Annotated in this window: 14 protein-coding genes; 9 read left to right on the top strand and 5 right to left on the bottom strand. The window is 69.5% G+C overall.

The window, feature by feature from the left end; genetic code table 11:
* The first annotated feature begins 328 nt into the window (after positions 1–328).
* The 6 genes from E6C72_RS30180 to E6C72_RS30155 are packed head-to-tail and all read left to right on the top strand — an operon-like array spanning position 329 to position 8,115.
* Complete coding sequence (locus tag E6C72_RS30180) at positions 329–706, top strand: acyl carrier protein (protein ID WP_256379136.1); 378 nt, start codon at positions 329–331, stop codon at positions 704–706.
* Complete coding sequence (locus E6C72_RS30175; protein WP_247876073.1) at positions 703–1,926, top strand: acyl-CoA dehydrogenase family protein; 1,224 nt, start codon at positions 703–705, stop codon at positions 1,924–1,926. Before E6C72_RS30180 ends, E6C72_RS30175 begins: the two co-directional genes overlap by 4 nt.
* Entirely contained in the window at positions 1,923–2,849 is a 927-nt protein-coding gene (locus tag E6C72_RS30170) for an amino acid--[acyl-carrier-protein] ligase (protein WP_109444106.1), read from the top strand. The genes E6C72_RS30175 and E6C72_RS30170 overlap by 4 nt, the downstream gene beginning before the upstream one ends.
* 8 nt (positions 2,850–2,857) lie before the next feature.
* Entirely contained in the window at positions 2,858–3,814 is a 957-nt protein-coding gene (locus tag E6C72_RS30165; RefSeq protein WP_109444107.1) for a DUF1839 family protein, read from the top strand.
* 6 nt (positions 3,815–3,820) lie between these two features.
* Positions 3,821–6,322, top strand: coding sequence for a glycoside hydrolase family 2 protein (locus E6C72_RS30160; protein ID WP_109444108.1), 2,502 nt, complete (start codon positions 3,821–3,823; stop codon positions 6,320–6,322).
* Positions 6,319–8,115 (top strand): alpha/beta fold hydrolase, encoded by a 1,797-nt coding sequence (locus E6C72_RS30155; RefSeq protein ID WP_109444109.1) that lies wholly within the window; start codon positions 6,319–6,321, stop codon positions 8,113–8,115. Before E6C72_RS30160 ends, E6C72_RS30155 begins: the two co-directional genes overlap by 4 nt.
* A gap of 8 nt (positions 8,116–8,123) precedes the next feature.
* Here the strand turns inward: E6C72_RS30155 and E6C72_RS30150 are convergent, their stop codons facing one another.
* Together E6C72_RS30150 and E6C72_RS30145 are read right to left on the bottom strand one after the other, a co-directional pair.
* Entirely contained in the window at positions 8,124–9,362 is a 1,239-nt protein-coding gene (locus E6C72_RS30150) for a M20/M25/M40 family metallo-hydrolase (RefSeq protein ID WP_109444110.1), read from the bottom strand.
* 13 nt (positions 9,363–9,375) lie between these two features.
* On the bottom strand, positions 9,376–10,638 hold the full coding sequence (locus E6C72_RS30145) for an allantoate amidohydrolase (protein ID WP_109444111.1): 1,263 nt from the start codon (positions 10,636–10,638) through the stop codon (positions 9,376–9,378).
* Between the two features lie 307 nt (positions 10,639–10,945).
* Here E6C72_RS30145 and E6C72_RS30140 point away from each other — a divergent pair, with 307 nt between their 5' ends.
* Complete coding sequence (locus E6C72_RS30140; RefSeq protein ID WP_109444112.1) at positions 10,946–11,254, top strand: hypothetical protein; 309 nt, start codon at positions 10,946–10,948, stop codon at positions 11,252–11,254.
* A gap of 55 nt (positions 11,255–11,309) precedes the next feature.
* Here E6C72_RS30140 and E6C72_RS30135 read toward each other — a convergent pair whose 3' ends face one another.
* On the bottom strand, positions 11,310–11,519 hold the full coding sequence (locus E6C72_RS30135; RefSeq protein WP_109444113.1) for a hypothetical protein: 210 nt from the start codon (positions 11,517–11,519) through the stop codon (positions 11,310–11,312).
* Between the two features lie 154 nt (positions 11,520–11,673).
* Positions 11,674–12,213, bottom strand: coding sequence for a BON domain-containing protein (locus tag E6C72_RS30130; RefSeq protein WP_109444114.1), 540 nt, complete (start codon positions 12,211–12,213; stop codon positions 11,674–11,676).
* A 185-nt stretch (positions 12,214–12,398) separates the two neighbouring features.
* On the opposite strand from E6C72_RS30130, the gene E6C72_RS30125 reads away from it, so the two are divergent.
* Together E6C72_RS30125 and E6C72_RS30120 are read left to right on the top strand one after the other, a co-directional pair.
* Positions 12,399–14,849: a glucose/quinate/shikimate family membrane-bound PQQ-dependent dehydrogenase gene (locus E6C72_RS30125; protein ID WP_109444115.1), complete on the top strand. Its 2,451-nt coding sequence runs from the start codon at positions 12,399–12,401 to the stop codon at positions 14,847–14,849.
* Between the two features lie 69 nt (positions 14,850–14,918).
* On the top strand, positions 14,919–15,536 hold the full coding sequence (locus E6C72_RS30120) for a glutathione S-transferase (RefSeq protein WP_109444116.1): 618 nt from the start codon (positions 14,919–14,921) through the stop codon (positions 15,534–15,536).
* Between the two features lie 64 nt (positions 15,537–15,600).
* On the opposite strand, the gene E6C72_RS30115 is transcribed toward E6C72_RS30120, so the two are convergent.
* Positions 15,601–16,479, bottom strand: a complete 879-nt coding sequence (locus E6C72_RS30115) for a 3-hydroxybutyryl-CoA dehydrogenase (protein ID WP_109444117.1) — start codon at positions 16,477–16,479, stop codon at positions 15,601–15,603.
* Positions 16,480–16,521: the final 42 nt, after the last annotated feature.

Below are 16,521 nucleotides of genomic sequence, written 5' to 3'. Positions count from 1 at the left end.
AGGTAATCCAAAGAGAGCTAAAAATTTCGCACGAGGGAAATGGTCTTTCCCGTCCGCCGCGCGGCCGGTCCCCTGCGCCGGAGTTTCCGGACCCTTGCCTGCCAACGGCCAAGGCCAAGCCGGAAGCGGAGCCTATGCGCAAGGATCATGGCCATAGCAGGCAGCACCAAAGGCATCCGGGCCATCGACCGACCCTATCCCTGTGCTTACCCCCACCGGCGAAAAAGCGATCACTTGGATAGCGTTGCGGCCATACCGATGCCGAGTGGAAGCAGGATGGTGGCGTGGCTAGCTTCTGATCAGCAAGTTTCCCCAAGGGAATTCCAGAATGCCGCAGGATGCCAGCCCGCCTTACGCCAATCCGTTTTCCGAGCGCTCGCCGGGCGCCGGGACCGCCGGACTTTCCGCTTCCGCCGGCGGAGCCGCCAGCGGGATCGGCAGCGGGACCGATGATGGGATGATCGCCGGCATCCGCTCCGTCCTGGCGGAATGCGGTGGGCTGGCGGTCGATGCCGGGACGCTCGCCCTCCATGACGACCTCTATGCCGCCGGCCTCACCTCGCACGGCTGCGTCGGCCTGATGCTGGGGTTGGAGGAGCAGTTCGACGTCGAGTTTCCGGAGAAGCTGCTGAACCGCCGCACCTTCGAGAGCATCGCCGCCATCCGCGACGCGGTGCGCGGCCTGGTCGACGGGGGCGAGGCGTGAACGCCGCCCCGGCCGGCCTGGCCGAGCTGGATACAGCCTCGGTCCCAGCCCAAGCCCCGGCCCAAACCAATGTCGCGGCCCGCGCGCGCGCCATCGGCGCCGGGATCGCCGCGCGCCATGCCGAAGCGGTCGATCGCGACGGCCGGTTCCCCGGCGAGGCCTTCGACGCCCTGCGCCAAGAGAAGCTGCTGGGCGTCATGATCCCGGCGGACCTCGGCGGCGGCGGCGCCTCGCTGTTCGAGGTGGCGGCGGCCTGCCATGCGCTGGCCCGTGGCTGTGCCGCCACCGGCATGATCTACGCCATGCACCAGATCCAGATCGCCTGTCTGGTCAATCACGGCACCAACGGCTGGCACCGCGACCTGATGGCGCGCATCGCCGCCGACCAGCTTCTCCTCGGCTCCGCCACGACGGAGGCCGAGACCGGCGGCGACATCCGCAACAGCGTCTGCGCCGTTCGTTCGGAGGGTGAGGGCTTCACCCTGGCGAAGAACGCCTCGGTCATCTCCTACGGCGACCAGTCGGACGTGATCCTGGTCACCGCGCGGCGCAATCCCGACGCCCCGTCGTCGGATCAGGTGCTGGTCGTGGTGACCAGGGACGATTACCGGCTGGAGAAGACCACCCGCTGGGACGCGATGGGCATGCGCGGCACCTGCTCCGACGGCTACCGGCTGGAGGCGGCGGGCGTCATCGACCAGATCCTGCCCTTGCCCTATGCCGACCTGTCGGCCCAGACCATGCTGCCGGTCACCCACATCCTGTGGAGCAGCACCTGGCTCGGCATCGCCGCCGACGCCGTCAGCCGCGCCCGCGCCTTCGTCCGCTCGGAGGCCAAGCGCAAGCCCGGCACCACCCCGCCGTCCGCCTTGCGGCTGGCGGAGGCGACGGCCAAGCTCCAGCAGATGAAGGCCGTGATCCTGGCCGCCATCCGCCAGTACGAGCTGGCCTGCGGCTCGCCGGAGCTGCTGACCGGCCTGTCATTCGCCACGGCGATGGGCACGCTGAAGGTCACCAGCTCGGAGCTGGTGCGCGAGATCGTGGAGGCGGCGATCCGCACCTGCGGTCTCGCCGGCTACCGCAACGACACCCCCTACAGCCTGGGCCGCCATCTGCGCGACGCCCATTCCGCCGCGCTCATGATCGGCAACGACCGCATCATGTCGCACATCTCCACCCAGCTTCTCGTCCAGCGCGACGGGTCGGGGGCCTTCGAATGAACATGGTCGACATCACGGCCGCCCAGGCCGCCTATCGCGACGATCTGGTGGACGCCGGCCTGCTGATCCCCACCGGGGTGGACGGCCTCTATGGCCGCAGCGGCGTCTTCGAGGATGTGGTGGAGCGTTTCGACGCGCTGGTCACCCGTTGGGGCGGTCCGGACGGGGCGGAGGTGATGCGCTTCCCGCCGGCGCTGAACCGCCAATATTTCGAGGAAAGCGAGTATCTCAAGAGCTTTCCCCATCTGGCCGGCACCATCCACAGCTTCGGCGGCGACGAGAAGGCGCACCGCAGCCTGCTGCGCCGGCTGGAGGAGGGGCAGGACTGGACCGAGGATCAGGTCGCGACCGACGTGGTGATGACGCCGGCCGCCTGCTATCCGGTCTATCCGACCATCGCGCGGCGCGGCCCGCTGCCCGGCGAGGGCAAGCTGATCGACGTCTTCTCCTACTGCTTCCGGCATGAGCCGTCGATCGATCCCGCCCGCATGCAGCTGTTCCGCATGCGCGAATACATCCGCATCGGCACCCCCGATCAGGTGGTGGAGTTCCGCGAGCTGTGGCTGGAGCGCGGCCGCGAGATGATGGGCTCGCTGGAGGTGCCGCTCGACGTCGATGTCGCCAACGACCCCTTCTTCGGCCGGGCCGGCGCCATGCTGTCGAACAGCCAGCGCGAGCAGAAGCTGAAGTTCGAGCTGCTGATCCCGATCACCAGCACCGAGAAGCCGACCGCCTGCCTCAGCTTCAACTACCACCAGGACCATTTCGGCCATCTGTGGGACATCCACACCGCCGATGGCGGCGTCGCCCACACCGCCTGCGTCGGCTTCGGCATGGAGCGGGTGGCGCTGGCGCTGTTCCGCCACCATGGGTTCGACACCGCGCAGTGGCCGGCGTCGGTGCGCAAGGTCCTGTGGGGGTGACCGGTCGCATGTGGACGCCGCACCTGCCCGACGGCTACGACCGCCATCCCCTGCACCAGGGCGGCCAGGAAGAACGCATCTGGCCCGAGACCAACTGCTACGTCGATCTGTGGATCGAGGCGCTGCATGCCCGCGGGCTGGAACCGCGGGCGATGCTCGGTTTCACCGTCACCCAGGATTTCGAGGGCGACCAGTTCACCTTCTTCAAGGTGCCGCTGGAGGATCTGGAGACTCTCTACGGCCTGCGCGTGCAGGAGCTGGCGATCTACGACAGCGTCGAGGCCCATGTGGCCGAGCAGCTGAAACGCAGCCAGGATGGCGGTCTGGTGCTCGTGGAGGTCGACGGCTTCCACCTGCCGGACACCCGCGGCACCTCCTACGGCACCACCCATGTGAAGACCACGGTCGGCATCGTCCGCATCAATCCGGCCGCCGGGACGATGGACTATTTCCACAATGCCGGCTTCCACCGGCTGGAGGGTGCCGATTACCAGGGGGTCGCGGCGGCGGCGGCCGGGCCGCTCTTCCCCTACGTCGAGTTCGTCAAGCCTGGCACAAAGGCGCTGGAGGGGGGCGCTCTGGTCACCGCATCGCTCGACCTGCTGCGCCGCCATCTCGCCCGCCGTCCGGCCGGCAACCCGGTGACGGCCTACCGCGCCGCCTTCCCGGAGCATCTCGACCGGCTGCTCGCCCGGCCGATGGAGTATTTCCACCTCTACGCCTTCAACCTGCTGCGCCAGCTCGGCGCCAATTTCGAGCTGCTGGGCGCCCATCTCCGCTGGCTCGACGGCCCGGACGACGCGGTGGAGGCCTGCCGGTCGATCGCCGAGGGCGCCAAGGCGATGCAGTTCCAGCTGGCCCGCACGGTGGCCCGGCGCAAGGCGCCCGACCTGACCGACAGCTTCGACCGGCTGGAGCGGGGCTACGACACCGTCATGGGCAGTCTGGCCCGCCGGTACGGGTGAGCGGCGATGGCCCGCATCCGATCGGTCACGGGACAGCGGCGGACCCTTCTGGATCGGGGATGGACGCTGATCGTCTCGGCGCCCGGCGGACCGGAAGGCGGGGAGGGGATTCCCGCCCCGGTTCCCGGCACCGCCGCGCAGGCGCTTCGGGACGCCGGACTGTGGTCGGCGGAGGATCCCGCCCCGCTCCATGACAACGACTTCGTCTACCGCACCCGCCTCACCGGCCATGGCCCCCATACCCTGCGCTTCCACGGCCTCGCCACCATCGCGGAGGTGCGGCTGGACGGCGAGTGCATCCTGACCTCCGACAGCATGTATCTGGCCCATGAGGTGCCGGTGACGCTGACAGGCGAGGCGGAGCTGTCCATCCGCTTCCACGCCCTGCACCCGGTGCTGGCGGCGAAGAAGGGCCGCGCCCGCTGGCGACCGAAACTGGCCGAGCCGGCGGGGTTGCGCTTCGTCCGCACCACCCTGCTGGGCCACATGCCGGGCTGGTGCCCGCCGATCCACGCCGTCGGCCCGTTCCGCCCGGTGGAACTGGTGGAGGAGACCGGCCCATGCTGCGTCCTCGCCGCCGACCTGCGCAGCGGCTATGACGGGCGGGACGGCCATCTCTCGCTGCGCCTGACGGTGGAAGGGGCGACGGCCGGCACCGGCGGTTCGGTCGAGGTTGACGGCCGAACGGCGCCGCTGGCCTTCGACGGCGTCGACGGCTTCAGTGCTGACCTGACTCTGCCGGGCGTGGAGCCCTGGTGGCCGCACAGCCATGGCGAGCCGGTCCTTCATGGCGTGACCGCCCGGATCGGAGCGGTTGAAATCGACCTCGGCCGCGTTGGCTTTCGTTCGCTCGCCGTCGACCGCGGAGCCGATGGCAATGGCTTCGCCCTCCTTGTGAACGGCGAGCGCGTGTTCTGCCGCGGCGGCTGCTGGGTGCCGGTCGATCTGCTCGGGCTGTCGTCCGACCGGGCGGCCTGCGAGCCTGAACTGCGGCGCCTGCGCGAGGCCGGCGCCAACATGGTCCGCGTCGGCGGCACCATGCTGTATGAAGGCGACGCCTTCTTCGAGCTGTGCGACGAGCTGGGCCTTCTGGTCTGGCAGGACGCCATGTTCGCCAATTTCGACTATCCGACCGACGCCGCCTTCCTCGACAGCGTGCGGGCGGAGATCGCCCAGCTGCTCGACCGCACCCAGGCGTCGCCGTCGCTGGCGGTGCTCTGCGGCGGCAGCGAGATGGAGCAGCAGGCGGCCATGCTGGGCCTGCCCCGCGCCTCCTGGGCGCAAAGTCCGCTGACCGGCGTGATCGCGGAAGAGACGACGGCCCGGCGCCCCGACCTGATCCAGGTGCCGAACTCGCCCAGCGGGGGGCCGCTGCCCTTCATCGCCAATGCCGGGGTGACCCATTACTACGGCGTCGGCGCCTATCTGAGGCCGCTGGAGGATGCCCGGCGGGCCGGCGTGCGCTTCGCCAGCGAATGCCTCGCCTTCGCCAATCTGGGCGAGGACGATCCTCTCGGCGTCCCGGCGCTCCACCATCCGCGCTGGAAGGCGCGGGTGCCGCGCGACCCCGGCGCCTCCTGGGACTTCGAGGATGTGCGGGAGCACTATCTGGAAAGCCTCTACGCCGTCGATCCGCGCCGCCTGCGCTACGAGGACCCCGACCGCTACCGCCGCCTGTCGCGCGCGGTGACCGGGGAGGTGATGCAGGCGGTGTTCGACGAGTGGCGGCGCGCCGGATCGACCTGCGCCGGCGGGCTGGTCTGGCAGTGGCGCGACCCCTGGCCGGGTTCTGGCTGGGGCGTGGTCGCCGCCGACGGCACGCCGAAACCGGCGTGGTACGCTTTGAGACGCGCCTTCCGGCCGCTGCGGGTGATCCTGACCGACGAGGGCGTCAATGGGCTGGCCGTCCATCTGGTCAACGACACCGCCCGCCCGGTCGAGGCACTGCTGCGGCTGACCGCGTGGCGAGACGGGGCGGTGGCGGTGCTGAAGGCGGAGCGGCCGGTGACGCTGCCGGCGAGGGGGGCGGTCGCGCTGGCCGCCGCCGAATTGTCCGACCGCTTTTTTGACACGACCTACACCTACAGGTTTGGGCCTATCTCGCACGATGTGGTGACGGCGCAACTGCTGTCGGCCGAAAGGGGCGCGGAACCAATTGACGAGTCTCATTATTTCCCCAAGGGGCGTTCGCTGCCGCGCGCTGATCTGGGGCTGACGGTGGTGGTGGAAGCCCAAGGGGCCGGGGGCGGGGACGACTGGGCGTTGCGGCTTGCCACGAAGCGGTTCGCCTGTTCGGTGCATGTGGAGGACGGGCGGTTCCAGGCCGACGACGGCTGGTTCCATCTCTCCCCCGGCGTCGAGCGGGTGATCCGCCTGCGGCCGCGAACCGGCTCGGGGGTTGGAGTTGGGGTTACGGACGGGACGGCATCGGCCGGACGGATGGTGCCGGATGGCGAGGTCCACGCGCTGAACGCGCTGGCGCCCGTCCGCTACAGGGGGAACGCATGAAGCCGACGCCGGTGGTGTTCGAGGGTTGTTTCGGATGGCTGCACCCGGCCGAGGGGCTGCGCGGGGTGGTTCTCTGCGGTCCCTACGGCTATGAGGAGCTGTGCGCCCACCGCGCCTGGAAGAGCTTCGCCGAGAGCCTGGCGTCGGCGGGATTGCCGACCCTGCGGTTCGACTATCCCGGCTCCGGCGATTCGGCCGGGGACGACGGCGAGCCGGACCGGGTGCGCGCCTGGCTCGACGGCATCAAGGCGGCGGTCCGCCGCCTGCGCGAGGACACCGGCGTCACCGAAATCACCCTGGTCGGCTTCCGCATGGGCGCGCTGCTCGCCACCGCCGCCGCGCTGGAGATGGCTGCCGACGGACAGGGCATCGACACGCTGGTCCTGCTGTCGCCGATCACCTCGGGCCGCAAGGCGGTCCGCGAACTCCAGACCCTGGCGTCCATCGTGCTGCGTCCGGTCTGCAACCCGGAGCCGCCGGAGCGCTCCTCCTGGCTGAACGTCATCGGCATGCCGCTGACGCCGGAAACCGCGCTGACCCTGGGCGGCCTCAATCCCTGCGATGCGCCGGCCTTGCCGGCCCCGCGCATCCTGATCGCCGACCGGCCGGAGGGAAAGACGCCGGTGAAGCTGGCCGCGCGCTGGCGAACCTTGGGCGCCGTCGCCGAACCGATGGGCGTCAGCGGCATGATGGAGCTGACCCAGCAGCCGCAGCGCGCCCAGGCCGCCGTGGCGTTCGAGCCGGTTCTGCGCTGGATCGTCGCCGCCGGTCCGCTCGCCAGCGGCGCCACCCCGCCGCCCGACCGGCCGGCCGGGCTGATGATGCCGACCGCGGTCGAACGGCCGATCTTCTTCGGCACCTCGCCGGAGCTGTTCGGCATCTGTTGCACGCCGGTCCTGGCCGACCCGGCCGGCAACCGGCCGGCCATCCTGTTCCTGAACAGCGGCGCCACCCACCATGTCGGCTCCGGCCGCGCCACGGTGGTGCAGGCGCGGCGGCTGGCGGCGCGCGGCTACACCTCTCTCCGGATCGACGCGGCCGGCATCGGCGACAGCCCCGACCGGCCGGGCTTCCCCGACAATCTGCTCTACAACAAGGAGGTGATGGACGACGTCCGCGCAGCACTCAACTGGCTGGAGGAGCAGGGGCACGAGCGCGTCGTCGTCATCGGCCTGTGCGCCGGCGGCACGCCCGCCCTGCATGCCGGGCTGGGCGACGACCGTGTCGTCGGCCAGATCGTGCTGAACCCCGGCCGGTTCGAGATGGGCGGTGGCATCGCCGTGTCGGAGCTGATGCGGACGGTCGCCTTCCGCTCCACCAAGGAATATCTGATGGAGGCGCTGAAGCCGTCCCGGCTGCGCGCCAGCATCCGCAAGCCGGCGCGGATGACCGGTCTGGCCAAGCGCCTCGCCGGCCGCTTCGTCCGCAAGCTGCTTCTCCGCACCGGCCTGACCCGCCACGCGCTGCGCATGTTCCGCCGCCTGTCGGCGGAAGGCCGGCGGGTGCTGGTGGTCTACAGCAGCGGCGACATGACGCTGGCCGAGTTCTACCTGCATCTGGGCGAGGGTGGCCGGGCGCTCGACGGCCTGCCCGGCATCGAGGTGGCCTATCTCGACCGTTCCGACCACAGCCTGACGGTGTGGGAGGCGCGCGACCGGCTGGACCGCATGATCGACCGCCATCTGGCCAATCTGGACAGCGCGGCGCAGCCCGATCCCGCCGGCTCGGAGCTGGCCGGCTGGGGGCTGGGTCTGCCATCGGGGGGCCTGCCGTCCGGCGAGCGGGTGGGGTAGGGAGCCGCTTACCCCAGCAGCTCCGCCAGCGACCGCGCCACCACCTGGGTCGCTCTGCGCAGGTCTTCCAGCACCAGCTTCTCGTCGGCGCGGTGGCCGTTGGCCTCCAGCAGGTCGCGCGGGCCGGCGCCGTAGAGGATGGTCGGGATGCCGGCCTCCGAATAATGGCGGGCGTCGGTGTAGAGCGGGATGCCGTTCTGGCCGACCGGAACGCCCAGCACCTCCTGAGCCTGGGCGGCGAACAGCGCCGCCAGCCGCGGCGCGTCGCCGACGGAGCGGAAGGGGCGGGCCAGCAGGATGCGGCGGATGGTGACGCGGATTCCCTCGCGCCCGGCGGCGGCCTGTTCGATCAGGGCGCGCAGCTCGGCCTCGACCTCCGCCGGGTTCTCTTCCGGGATCATGCGGCGGTCGAGGCGGAAGGTGACACGGTCGGGCACCACGTTGGTGTTGATGCCGCCCTGGATCAGCCCGACGGTCAGCGACGGGTGGGTGATGCCGGCGACGTCCGACCGGCGCGTCGCCAGCTCCGGCCGGTGGGCATAGAGCGCGGCCAGGATGCCGGTCGCCGCCTCCAGCGCGTCATGGCCGGTGTCGGGACGGGCGGCATGGGCGGACTTGCCGTCGACCTGCACCTCCAGATGCAGGCAGCCATTGTGCCCGGTCACCACCGAATAGGCGAAGCTGGCCGACACCGCATAATCCGGCTTTGAAATTCCCTGGTCGAGCAGCCATTTCGGCCCGATTTCGCCGCCGGCCTCCTCGTCATAGGTCAGATGCAGCTCGACCGTGCCCTTCAGCGCAGCCTTGGACTCCATCAGCGCCCGCAGCGCGAAGGCATAGGTGGCGAAGTCCGACTTCGACACCGCGACACCGCGGCCATACATCACGCCGTCGCGGATTTCGGCGCCATAGGGGTCGCTCGACCAGCCCTCGCCCGGCGGCACCACGTCGCCATGGGCGTTCAGCGCGACCGTAGGGCCGTCGCCGAAGCGGTGGCGGATCACCAGATTGGTGGCGCTGATCATGCCGTTGGCCCGCACCAGCTCGGCCGGGACCGGGTGGCGCTCCACGGTGAAGCCCGTCGCCTCCAGCAGTTCTGCGGCGCGGACGGCATGGGGGGCGCAGTCGCCCGGCGGGTTGTCGGACGGCACCTTCACCAGTTCGGCCAGGAAACGGACCTCCTCGTCGAAGCGGGCGTTCACCGCCTCGTCGAGAGTGGCGGCGAGGGAGGGGGACAGGTCGGTCATGGCAGGCGGTCCGTCACGGAATGGAGGTTGCGGGCTGGAAATTCTCGACGAAGCGGGCGAGCACGCGGGCTCCCGCCTCGGCGTCGGCGGCGGTGATGCGCTCGGCCGGATTGTGCGAGATGCCGCGTTCGCAGCGCACGAACAGCATGGCGATGTCGGTCAGCGCCGCCACCGCCATGGCGTCATGGCCGGCGCCGCTCGGCAGTTCCGGCGCATCCAGCCCTTCGGCCTCGGCGGCGGCGGCGAACTGCGCCATCAGCGCCGGGTGGCAGGCGACGGCCGGGCTTTCATGCAGCGTCTCGAAGCCGATGGCGACGCCGCGGGCGTCGGCGATGGCCTCCAGCCGGGCGCGGACGGCGCCGACCCGCTCCAGCCGCAGCCCGTCGCGGTCGGCGCGCAAATCGATGGTGAAGCGGACCTTGCCGGGAATGACGTTGGTGGCGCCGGGCGACGCCTCGATCCGGCCGACGGTGCCGACCAGCCGCTCCTGCCCGGAGCAGAGCTGCTCCACCGCCAGGATCATTTCGGCCGCCGCCGCCAGCGCGTCGCGGCGCAGGGTCATCGGCACGGTGCCGGCATGGCCGGCCATGCCCTCCACCGTCACCGCCAGCCGGGTGGCGCCGGCGATGGCGGTGACAACGCCGACCGGGCGGCCGAGAGCCTCCAGCACCGGCCCCTGTTCGATGTGCAGCTCGGCATAGGCCAGCACGTCGTCCGCCTTATAGGCGGCGGTGGCCCAGGCGGCGGGGTCGAGTCCGAAGGCGGTCATCGCGTCGGCCAGCCGGGTGCCGGCGGCGTCGCGCGTCTCCAGCACCGCCGGATCGAAGGTGCCGGCGATGGCGCGGCTGCCGATCAGCGTGGACTGGAACCGCGTGCCCTCCTCGTCGCCGAAACCGATCACCTCGACGGCGAAGGGCAGGCGCCGGCCGCGGGCCTTCAGGTCGGCGACCACGGCGATGCCGGTCAGCACCCCCAGCATGCCGTCATAGCGCCCGGCATCGCGCACGGTGTCGAGATGGGAGCCGATCAGCAGCGCCGGCAGGCCCGGCCGCTCGCCCTCGTAGCGGCCGATGATGTTGCCGACCGCGTCCTCGCGCACGCCCATCCCCGCCTCCCGCATCCAGCCGGCGACGAGGTCGTTGGCGCGGCGGTGTTCCGGCGTCAGGTAGAGGCGCGACAGCCGCCCGTCCTCGGCGCTGATCGCCGCCAGCGCGTCGATGCGGGCGAGAAGGGCCGCTCCGGACAAGGGAGAGTCGGACAGCAGGGAATCAGGCATCGGTGGTTCCGAAATGCGCAGGGGAGGCGGGACGATGACACCGGTTATACGCCGAGCCCATGCCCCGGCCCTAGCCCCCGGCCGGTGAAGACAGTTTCAAAGAATCACGGAAAGGCACAAGGGGCAGCGTTTTCCGGGCCTGCCGCAGCGCAAAAAGTCAGGAGAAAAATCGTTGGAGGTGCCGAATAATGCCTACCACCCTCTGGAATCCTCCGGCAGACTTCGTAGATGAAGGAGAACAAAAGCACCGGGTCAAGGTGCGTGTTTGCTGCGAGTGCGAAAGAAACAGCTGAGGGGAGGTGCGTCCATGACGTCGTTCGATCCCGATATGCCTTTCGAAAACGCAACGCCGATTGGGCCGATTGGCCGGCCGGATGTTGGTCTGTGGTTCAACAACCGGACCGAACTGGCGCAGGCCCGCACGCTGGCGGGCTGGATCACGCTGCTGGCGGAGGACCGCGAGCTGGACGACCATCAGCTGGCCGCCGCCACCGGTCTCGACATCGAGGATGTGCGCGCGGTTCGCGACGGGGCCGTGGCGATGCTGCCGCCCCGGCTGCTGAACCGCGCCCTGGCCCGGTTGGAGGGCCGGAACGACAAAGGGCGGCTGCAATAGCTGCAAGGCCGCCCTTCCGTACATTGAAAGCTGTGGCGAAAGCTGTGGCGTCGTGTCAGGCGACGGCCAGGACATCCACATACATGTTGGCGGGCGCCGACAGGTGGATGCGGTACAGCATGCCGGACTGGTCGACGATGATGTCGGCGACCGGGTTCTTGGTCGACAGGTCGGTGACGGCGGCGCGCACATTGCGCGGCAGCTGGTCCAGCGCGACGTCGCGATAGCCGGTCTTGTCGGAAAGCTTGATGGTCTTGTTGCCCATGATGGCAGCTGCTCTGTTCCAGAAGGCTTGAGAGGGGATACTCGATTAGCCGCGGGACAATGGTCCCCGCCGGTTAACCAAGGGTTAAGCACCCCCTCAGGCCTTCCGATCCTCCGCGCAGGGCAGCAGCGCTTCCGGTGCAGGGACGTCGCGGTCAGCGCCGGCCGCTCCCGCCGGCCCCTACACCGGCCCCTCCACCGGCCATGGCGTCGCCGCGCCGCAGGGTGTCGTCCTCCGGCAGCGGCTGCTTGCCCAGCACCATGGAGCTGTTGTCGAGTGCCGCCACCATCGCGTCGCGCGCCGGGGCGCCGGGGCCGGTCACGCTGCCTTCGCCCTGCGGGGCCGCCGGCTCCACCCGTTCGCCCATTCCGACGCTGGTGGATCGGCCCGGCGCGTTCCGGCTGGCGACGCGCAGGTCGTTCTGCACATGGCCGACGCCCGACACGCTTTCGGCGATGTCCTCCGCCCGGCGGCGGGCGGCGCGGTCGGTCACCGTGCCGGACAGCGTCACTTCGCCCCCCTCCACCCTCACCCCGATGTCGGAGGCGTCGATGTGATGGTCGTCGGTCAGGCGTTCGTTGATGTCCTCCAGGATGCGCTCGTCGGAGCGGCGATAGTTGCGCGGGCCGACGCCGCGATAGCGGCCCTGCGGGCTCATCTTGACGAACTCCTCGCTCCAGGGGTGGCGGTGCATGGGCGGCCTCCGTCTTGCCGATTCCGGGATCCTCCACCTTTCAACAAAAGCCGTGCCGCCCCCGTTCCGATGTTTCGCCTGAAGGCCAGCCTTGCAAGGTGATAAGGGATAAAGGCCCATTGTCGCCGCAACCTTGGCCGTGCCCGGCTGTTCGGTCCGAAAAGCTTTCGGTCGAGGTGCGTGCCATGAAACATTCCGAACGAAGCCTCGTCCTATGGGCGAAGGGCGGTTTCGCCCTCTGGGCGATGGTCATCCTGCTGGCGATTCTGGGGCTGGGGGCGCTGGGCGGCGGGCTCTGGCTGATCCTGCTCGGCGGCTCCTGGTACTACGCCGTCGCCGGCCTGCTGTTCCTCGCCACCGCCGCGCTGTTGGCGAAGCGCTCGCCGGCCGCGCTCTCGGTCTATGCGCTGCTGGTGATCGGCACGCTGATCTGGGCGCTGTGGGAGGTCGGGCTGGACTGGTGGCCGCTGTCGGCGCGCGGCGACGTGATCGCCGTGGTCGGCTTCCTGCTGCTGCTGCCCTGGATCACCCGCCGCCTGGGCGAGCGTGAACCAATGGCCGGCGAGCCGGCGCCGGGTGCCTATCCCGTCGGCGTCTTCCGCGGCACCGGCCTCCCCCTGACCGCCTCGCTGGTCATCGTGCTGCTGGTCGCCGTCGCCTCCTGGTTCACCGACCCGCACCGCATCGACGGCACCGTTCCGACCCGCCAGCAGACCGCATCGGCGGGACCGGCGTCCGGTCCGGCAATCCCGGACGGGGAATGGCAGGCTTATGGCCGCACCGGCTATGGCCAGCGCTATTCACCGCTGACCGGCATCACCCCGGAGAATGTCGACAAGCTCCAGGTCGCCTGGAGCTATGAGACCGGCGATCTGCGCGGCCAGCCCGGCGATCCCAAGGAAACCACCTTCGAGGTGACGCCGCTGAAAATCGGCAACCGCCTGTTCCTGTGCTCGCCGCACCAGCATGTCATCGCGCTGGACGCCACCACCGGCAAGGAGGTCTGGCGCCGCGACCTGCAAATCGACCCCAAACAGCTGGCCTTGCAGCACCTGACCTGCCGCGGCCTGTCCTACCGCCCGGCACCGCAAGCCGCCGTTTCCACTCCTGCGGCCGGCGCCTGCGCCGCCAAGCTGTACATGCCGACCGCCGACGGCCGTCTGGTGGCGCTGAACCCGGAGGACGGGTCGATCTGCACCGGCTTCGGCGAGAATGGTCAGGTCAATCTGTGGGCCAACATGCCCAACGTCCAGCCCGGCGCCTATTATTCGACCTCCCCGCCGGTGGTGACCGCCAAGCTGATCGTCGTCGGCGGCACGGTGCTGGACAATGTCTCGACCAAGGAGCAATCGGGCGTCGTCCGCGCCTTCGATGCCGACAGCGGCCGGCTGGTGTGGAACTGGGATTCGGCGAAGCCGGACCAGACCGCGCCGATCGCCGACGGCCAGACCTACACCGTCAACTCGCCCAACAGCTGGTCGATCGCCAGCGTCGACGAGGCGCTGGGCATGGTCTATCTGCCGCTGGGCAACCAGCCGCCCGACCAGTTCGGCGGCAACCGCAGCCCGGAGGTCGAGCGCTTCTCCTCCTCCGTCGTGGCGCTCGATCTGGCGACGGGCCAAGTGCGCTGGGTCTTCCAGACCGTGCATCACGACCTGTGGGACTATGACGTGCCGGCGCAGCCCAGCCTGATCGACCTGACCGTCAACGGCCGGACCGTTCCGGCGCTGGTCCAGCCGACCAAGCAGGGCGAGCTGTTCGTGCTGGACCGCCGCACCGGCCAGCCCGTGCTGCCGGTGACCGAGAAGCCGGCGCCGCAGGGCGCCGCCGAAGGCGACCATTCCGCCCCGACCCAGCCGGTCTCGGCCCTCTCCTACGACCCGCCGCCGCTGACCGGGGCGGACATGTGGGGGGCGACGATGTTCGATCAGCTCGCCTGCCGCATCGCGCTGAAGCGGCTGCGCTATGACGGCCGCTTCAGCCCTCCCTCCCTGCAGGGCTCGCTGATCTATCCCGGCAATTTCGGCGTGTTCAACTGGGGCAGCGTCGCCGTCGATCCGCAGCGCCAGATCGCCTTCACCACGCCCACATATCTCGCCTTCGTCTCGCAGCTGGTGCCGCGCCGGAACGACAAGGATCTGTATGTCCAGGGCGGGGAGCGGCCCAAATTCAGCCTGCCGGCACTGAACGAGAATTTCGGCGCCCCTTACGCGATAAAGCTCGGCCCCTTCGTCTCGGCGCTTGGGCTGCCCTGTCAGGCGCCGCCCTGGGGCTATGTCGCCGCCGCCGACCTGACGACCGGCAAGGTTGTCTGGAAGCACAAGAACGGCACCACCCGCGACGCCTCGCCGGTTCCGCTGCCCTTCCATATGGGTGTGCCCAACCTGGGCGGCCCGATGATGACCGCGGGCGGCGTCGCCTTCCTGTCCGGCACCATCGACTATTATGTGCGGGCCTACGACGTCTCCACCGGCAGGCAGCTGTGGGAAAGCCGCCTGCCGGCCGGCGGTCAGGCGACGCCGATGACCTACCAGGGCGAGGATGGCCGCCAATATGTTCTGGTGGTCGCCGGCGGCCATGGCTCGCTGGGGACCAAGGGCGGCGATTCGGTGATCGCCTATGCGCTGCCGAAGTGACGTCCGTCCGTACAAGCTGGTGTAGGATCGCCACTCTCCGCGATTCAACCGATCCCGAGAAGGTAGTTCATGACCATCATCGTCCATCATCTCAACAACAGCCGGTCGCAGCGGATCCTCTGGCTCCTGGAGGAGCTGGAGCTTCCCTATGAACTCCGCTTCTACCAGCGCGACAAGGTGACCAATCTGGCGCCGCCGGAGCTGAAGGCGGTGCATCCGCTGGGGAAATCCCCGCTGCTGGAGATCGACGGACGGATCGTCATGGAGTCCGGCGCCATCGTCCAGCATCTGTGCGAGCGTGCCGGCCGCTTCCTGCCGGCGGCCGGCTCCGACGATGCGCTGCGCCATCTCCAGCTGATGCATTTCGCCGAAGGGTCGGTGATGACCCCGGTGCTGCTCGACCTCTATGTCGGCCGGCTCGGTGAAGCGGGGGCGCCGCTGCATCCCCGCATCCAGGAGCAGCTGGCCAGCCATTTCCAGTATCTGGAGTCGGAGCTTCGCCCGTCCGGCCATTTCGTCGGCGACAGCCTGACCGGTGCCGACATCATGCTCAGCTTCCCGATCGAGATTGCGATGATGAAGGGCAACCGCGACCGCTGGCCGAAGCTGGCCGCCTTCGTCGACGCCATGCACGCCCGTCCGGCCTGGCAGCGCGCGCTGGCCAAGGGCGGCGCCTATTTCCAGTGACCATCAGCGGAAAGGCCCGCCCCGGGGAACCGGGGCGGGCCTTTCCAGCTGCACTTCACAGTCCTCAGCGCGTCGGCACCGGCGGCGTCTGCGAGTAGTCGTAGAAGCCACGGCCGTACTTCTTGCCGATCCAGCCGGCCTCGACATACTTCACCAGCAGCGGGCAGGGGCGGTACTTGCTGTCGGCCAGGCCCTCGTACAGCACCTGCATCACCGCCAGACAGGTGTCCAGACCGATGAAGTCGGCCAGTTCCAGCGGGCCCATCGGGTGGTTGGCGCCCAGCTTCAGCGCGGTGTCGATGGCCTCGACGCCGCCGACGCCCTCATAGAGCGTGTAGACGGCTTCGTTGATCATCGGCAGCAGGATGCGGTTGACGATGAAGGCGGGGAAATCCTCGGCCACCGCGGCGGTCTTGCCGATGGCGAGAGTCAGTTCCTTGATGGCCTCGAAGGTCGGCTCGTCGGTCGCGATGCCGCGGATCAGCTCGACCAGCTGCATCACCGGCACCGGGTTCATGAAATGCATGCCCATGAACTTGGCCGGACGGTCGGTCGCCGCCGCCAGACGGGTGATCGAGATCGACGAGGTGTTCGTCGCGATCAGCGCTTCCGGCTTCAGGTGCGGGACCAGCTTCTTCAGCAGGTCGCGCTTCAGCGCCTCGTTCTCGGTCGCGGCTTCGATCACCAGATCGGAATCGCCGAACACCGACAGGTCGGTGCCGGTGGCGATGCGGGCGAGGGCGGCGGCCTTCGCCGTCTCCTCCAGCTTGCCCTTCTGGATCTGCCGGTCGAAATTGCGGCCGATGTTGGCGAGCGCCTTTTCCAGGACCGCCTCGCTGATGTCGGACAGGACGACATCATAGCCGGCCTGGGCGCAGACCTGGGCAATACCGCTGCCCATCTGGCCGGCGCCGATGATGCCAATCTTCTTGATCGTGGTCATGGAGGCTGTCCCGCGAAGGATGTGGGTAGTTTTTGGTCCGCC

Origin of the sequence: Azospirillum sp. TSH100 (genome assembly GCF_004923295.1) — a bacterium.
Classification (GTDB): Bacteria; Pseudomonadota; Alphaproteobacteria; order Azospirillales; family Azospirillaceae; genus Azospirillum.
The sequence above is the reverse complement of the archived record's forward strand: the minus strand, read 5'-3'. Positions and strand labels throughout refer to the sequence as shown.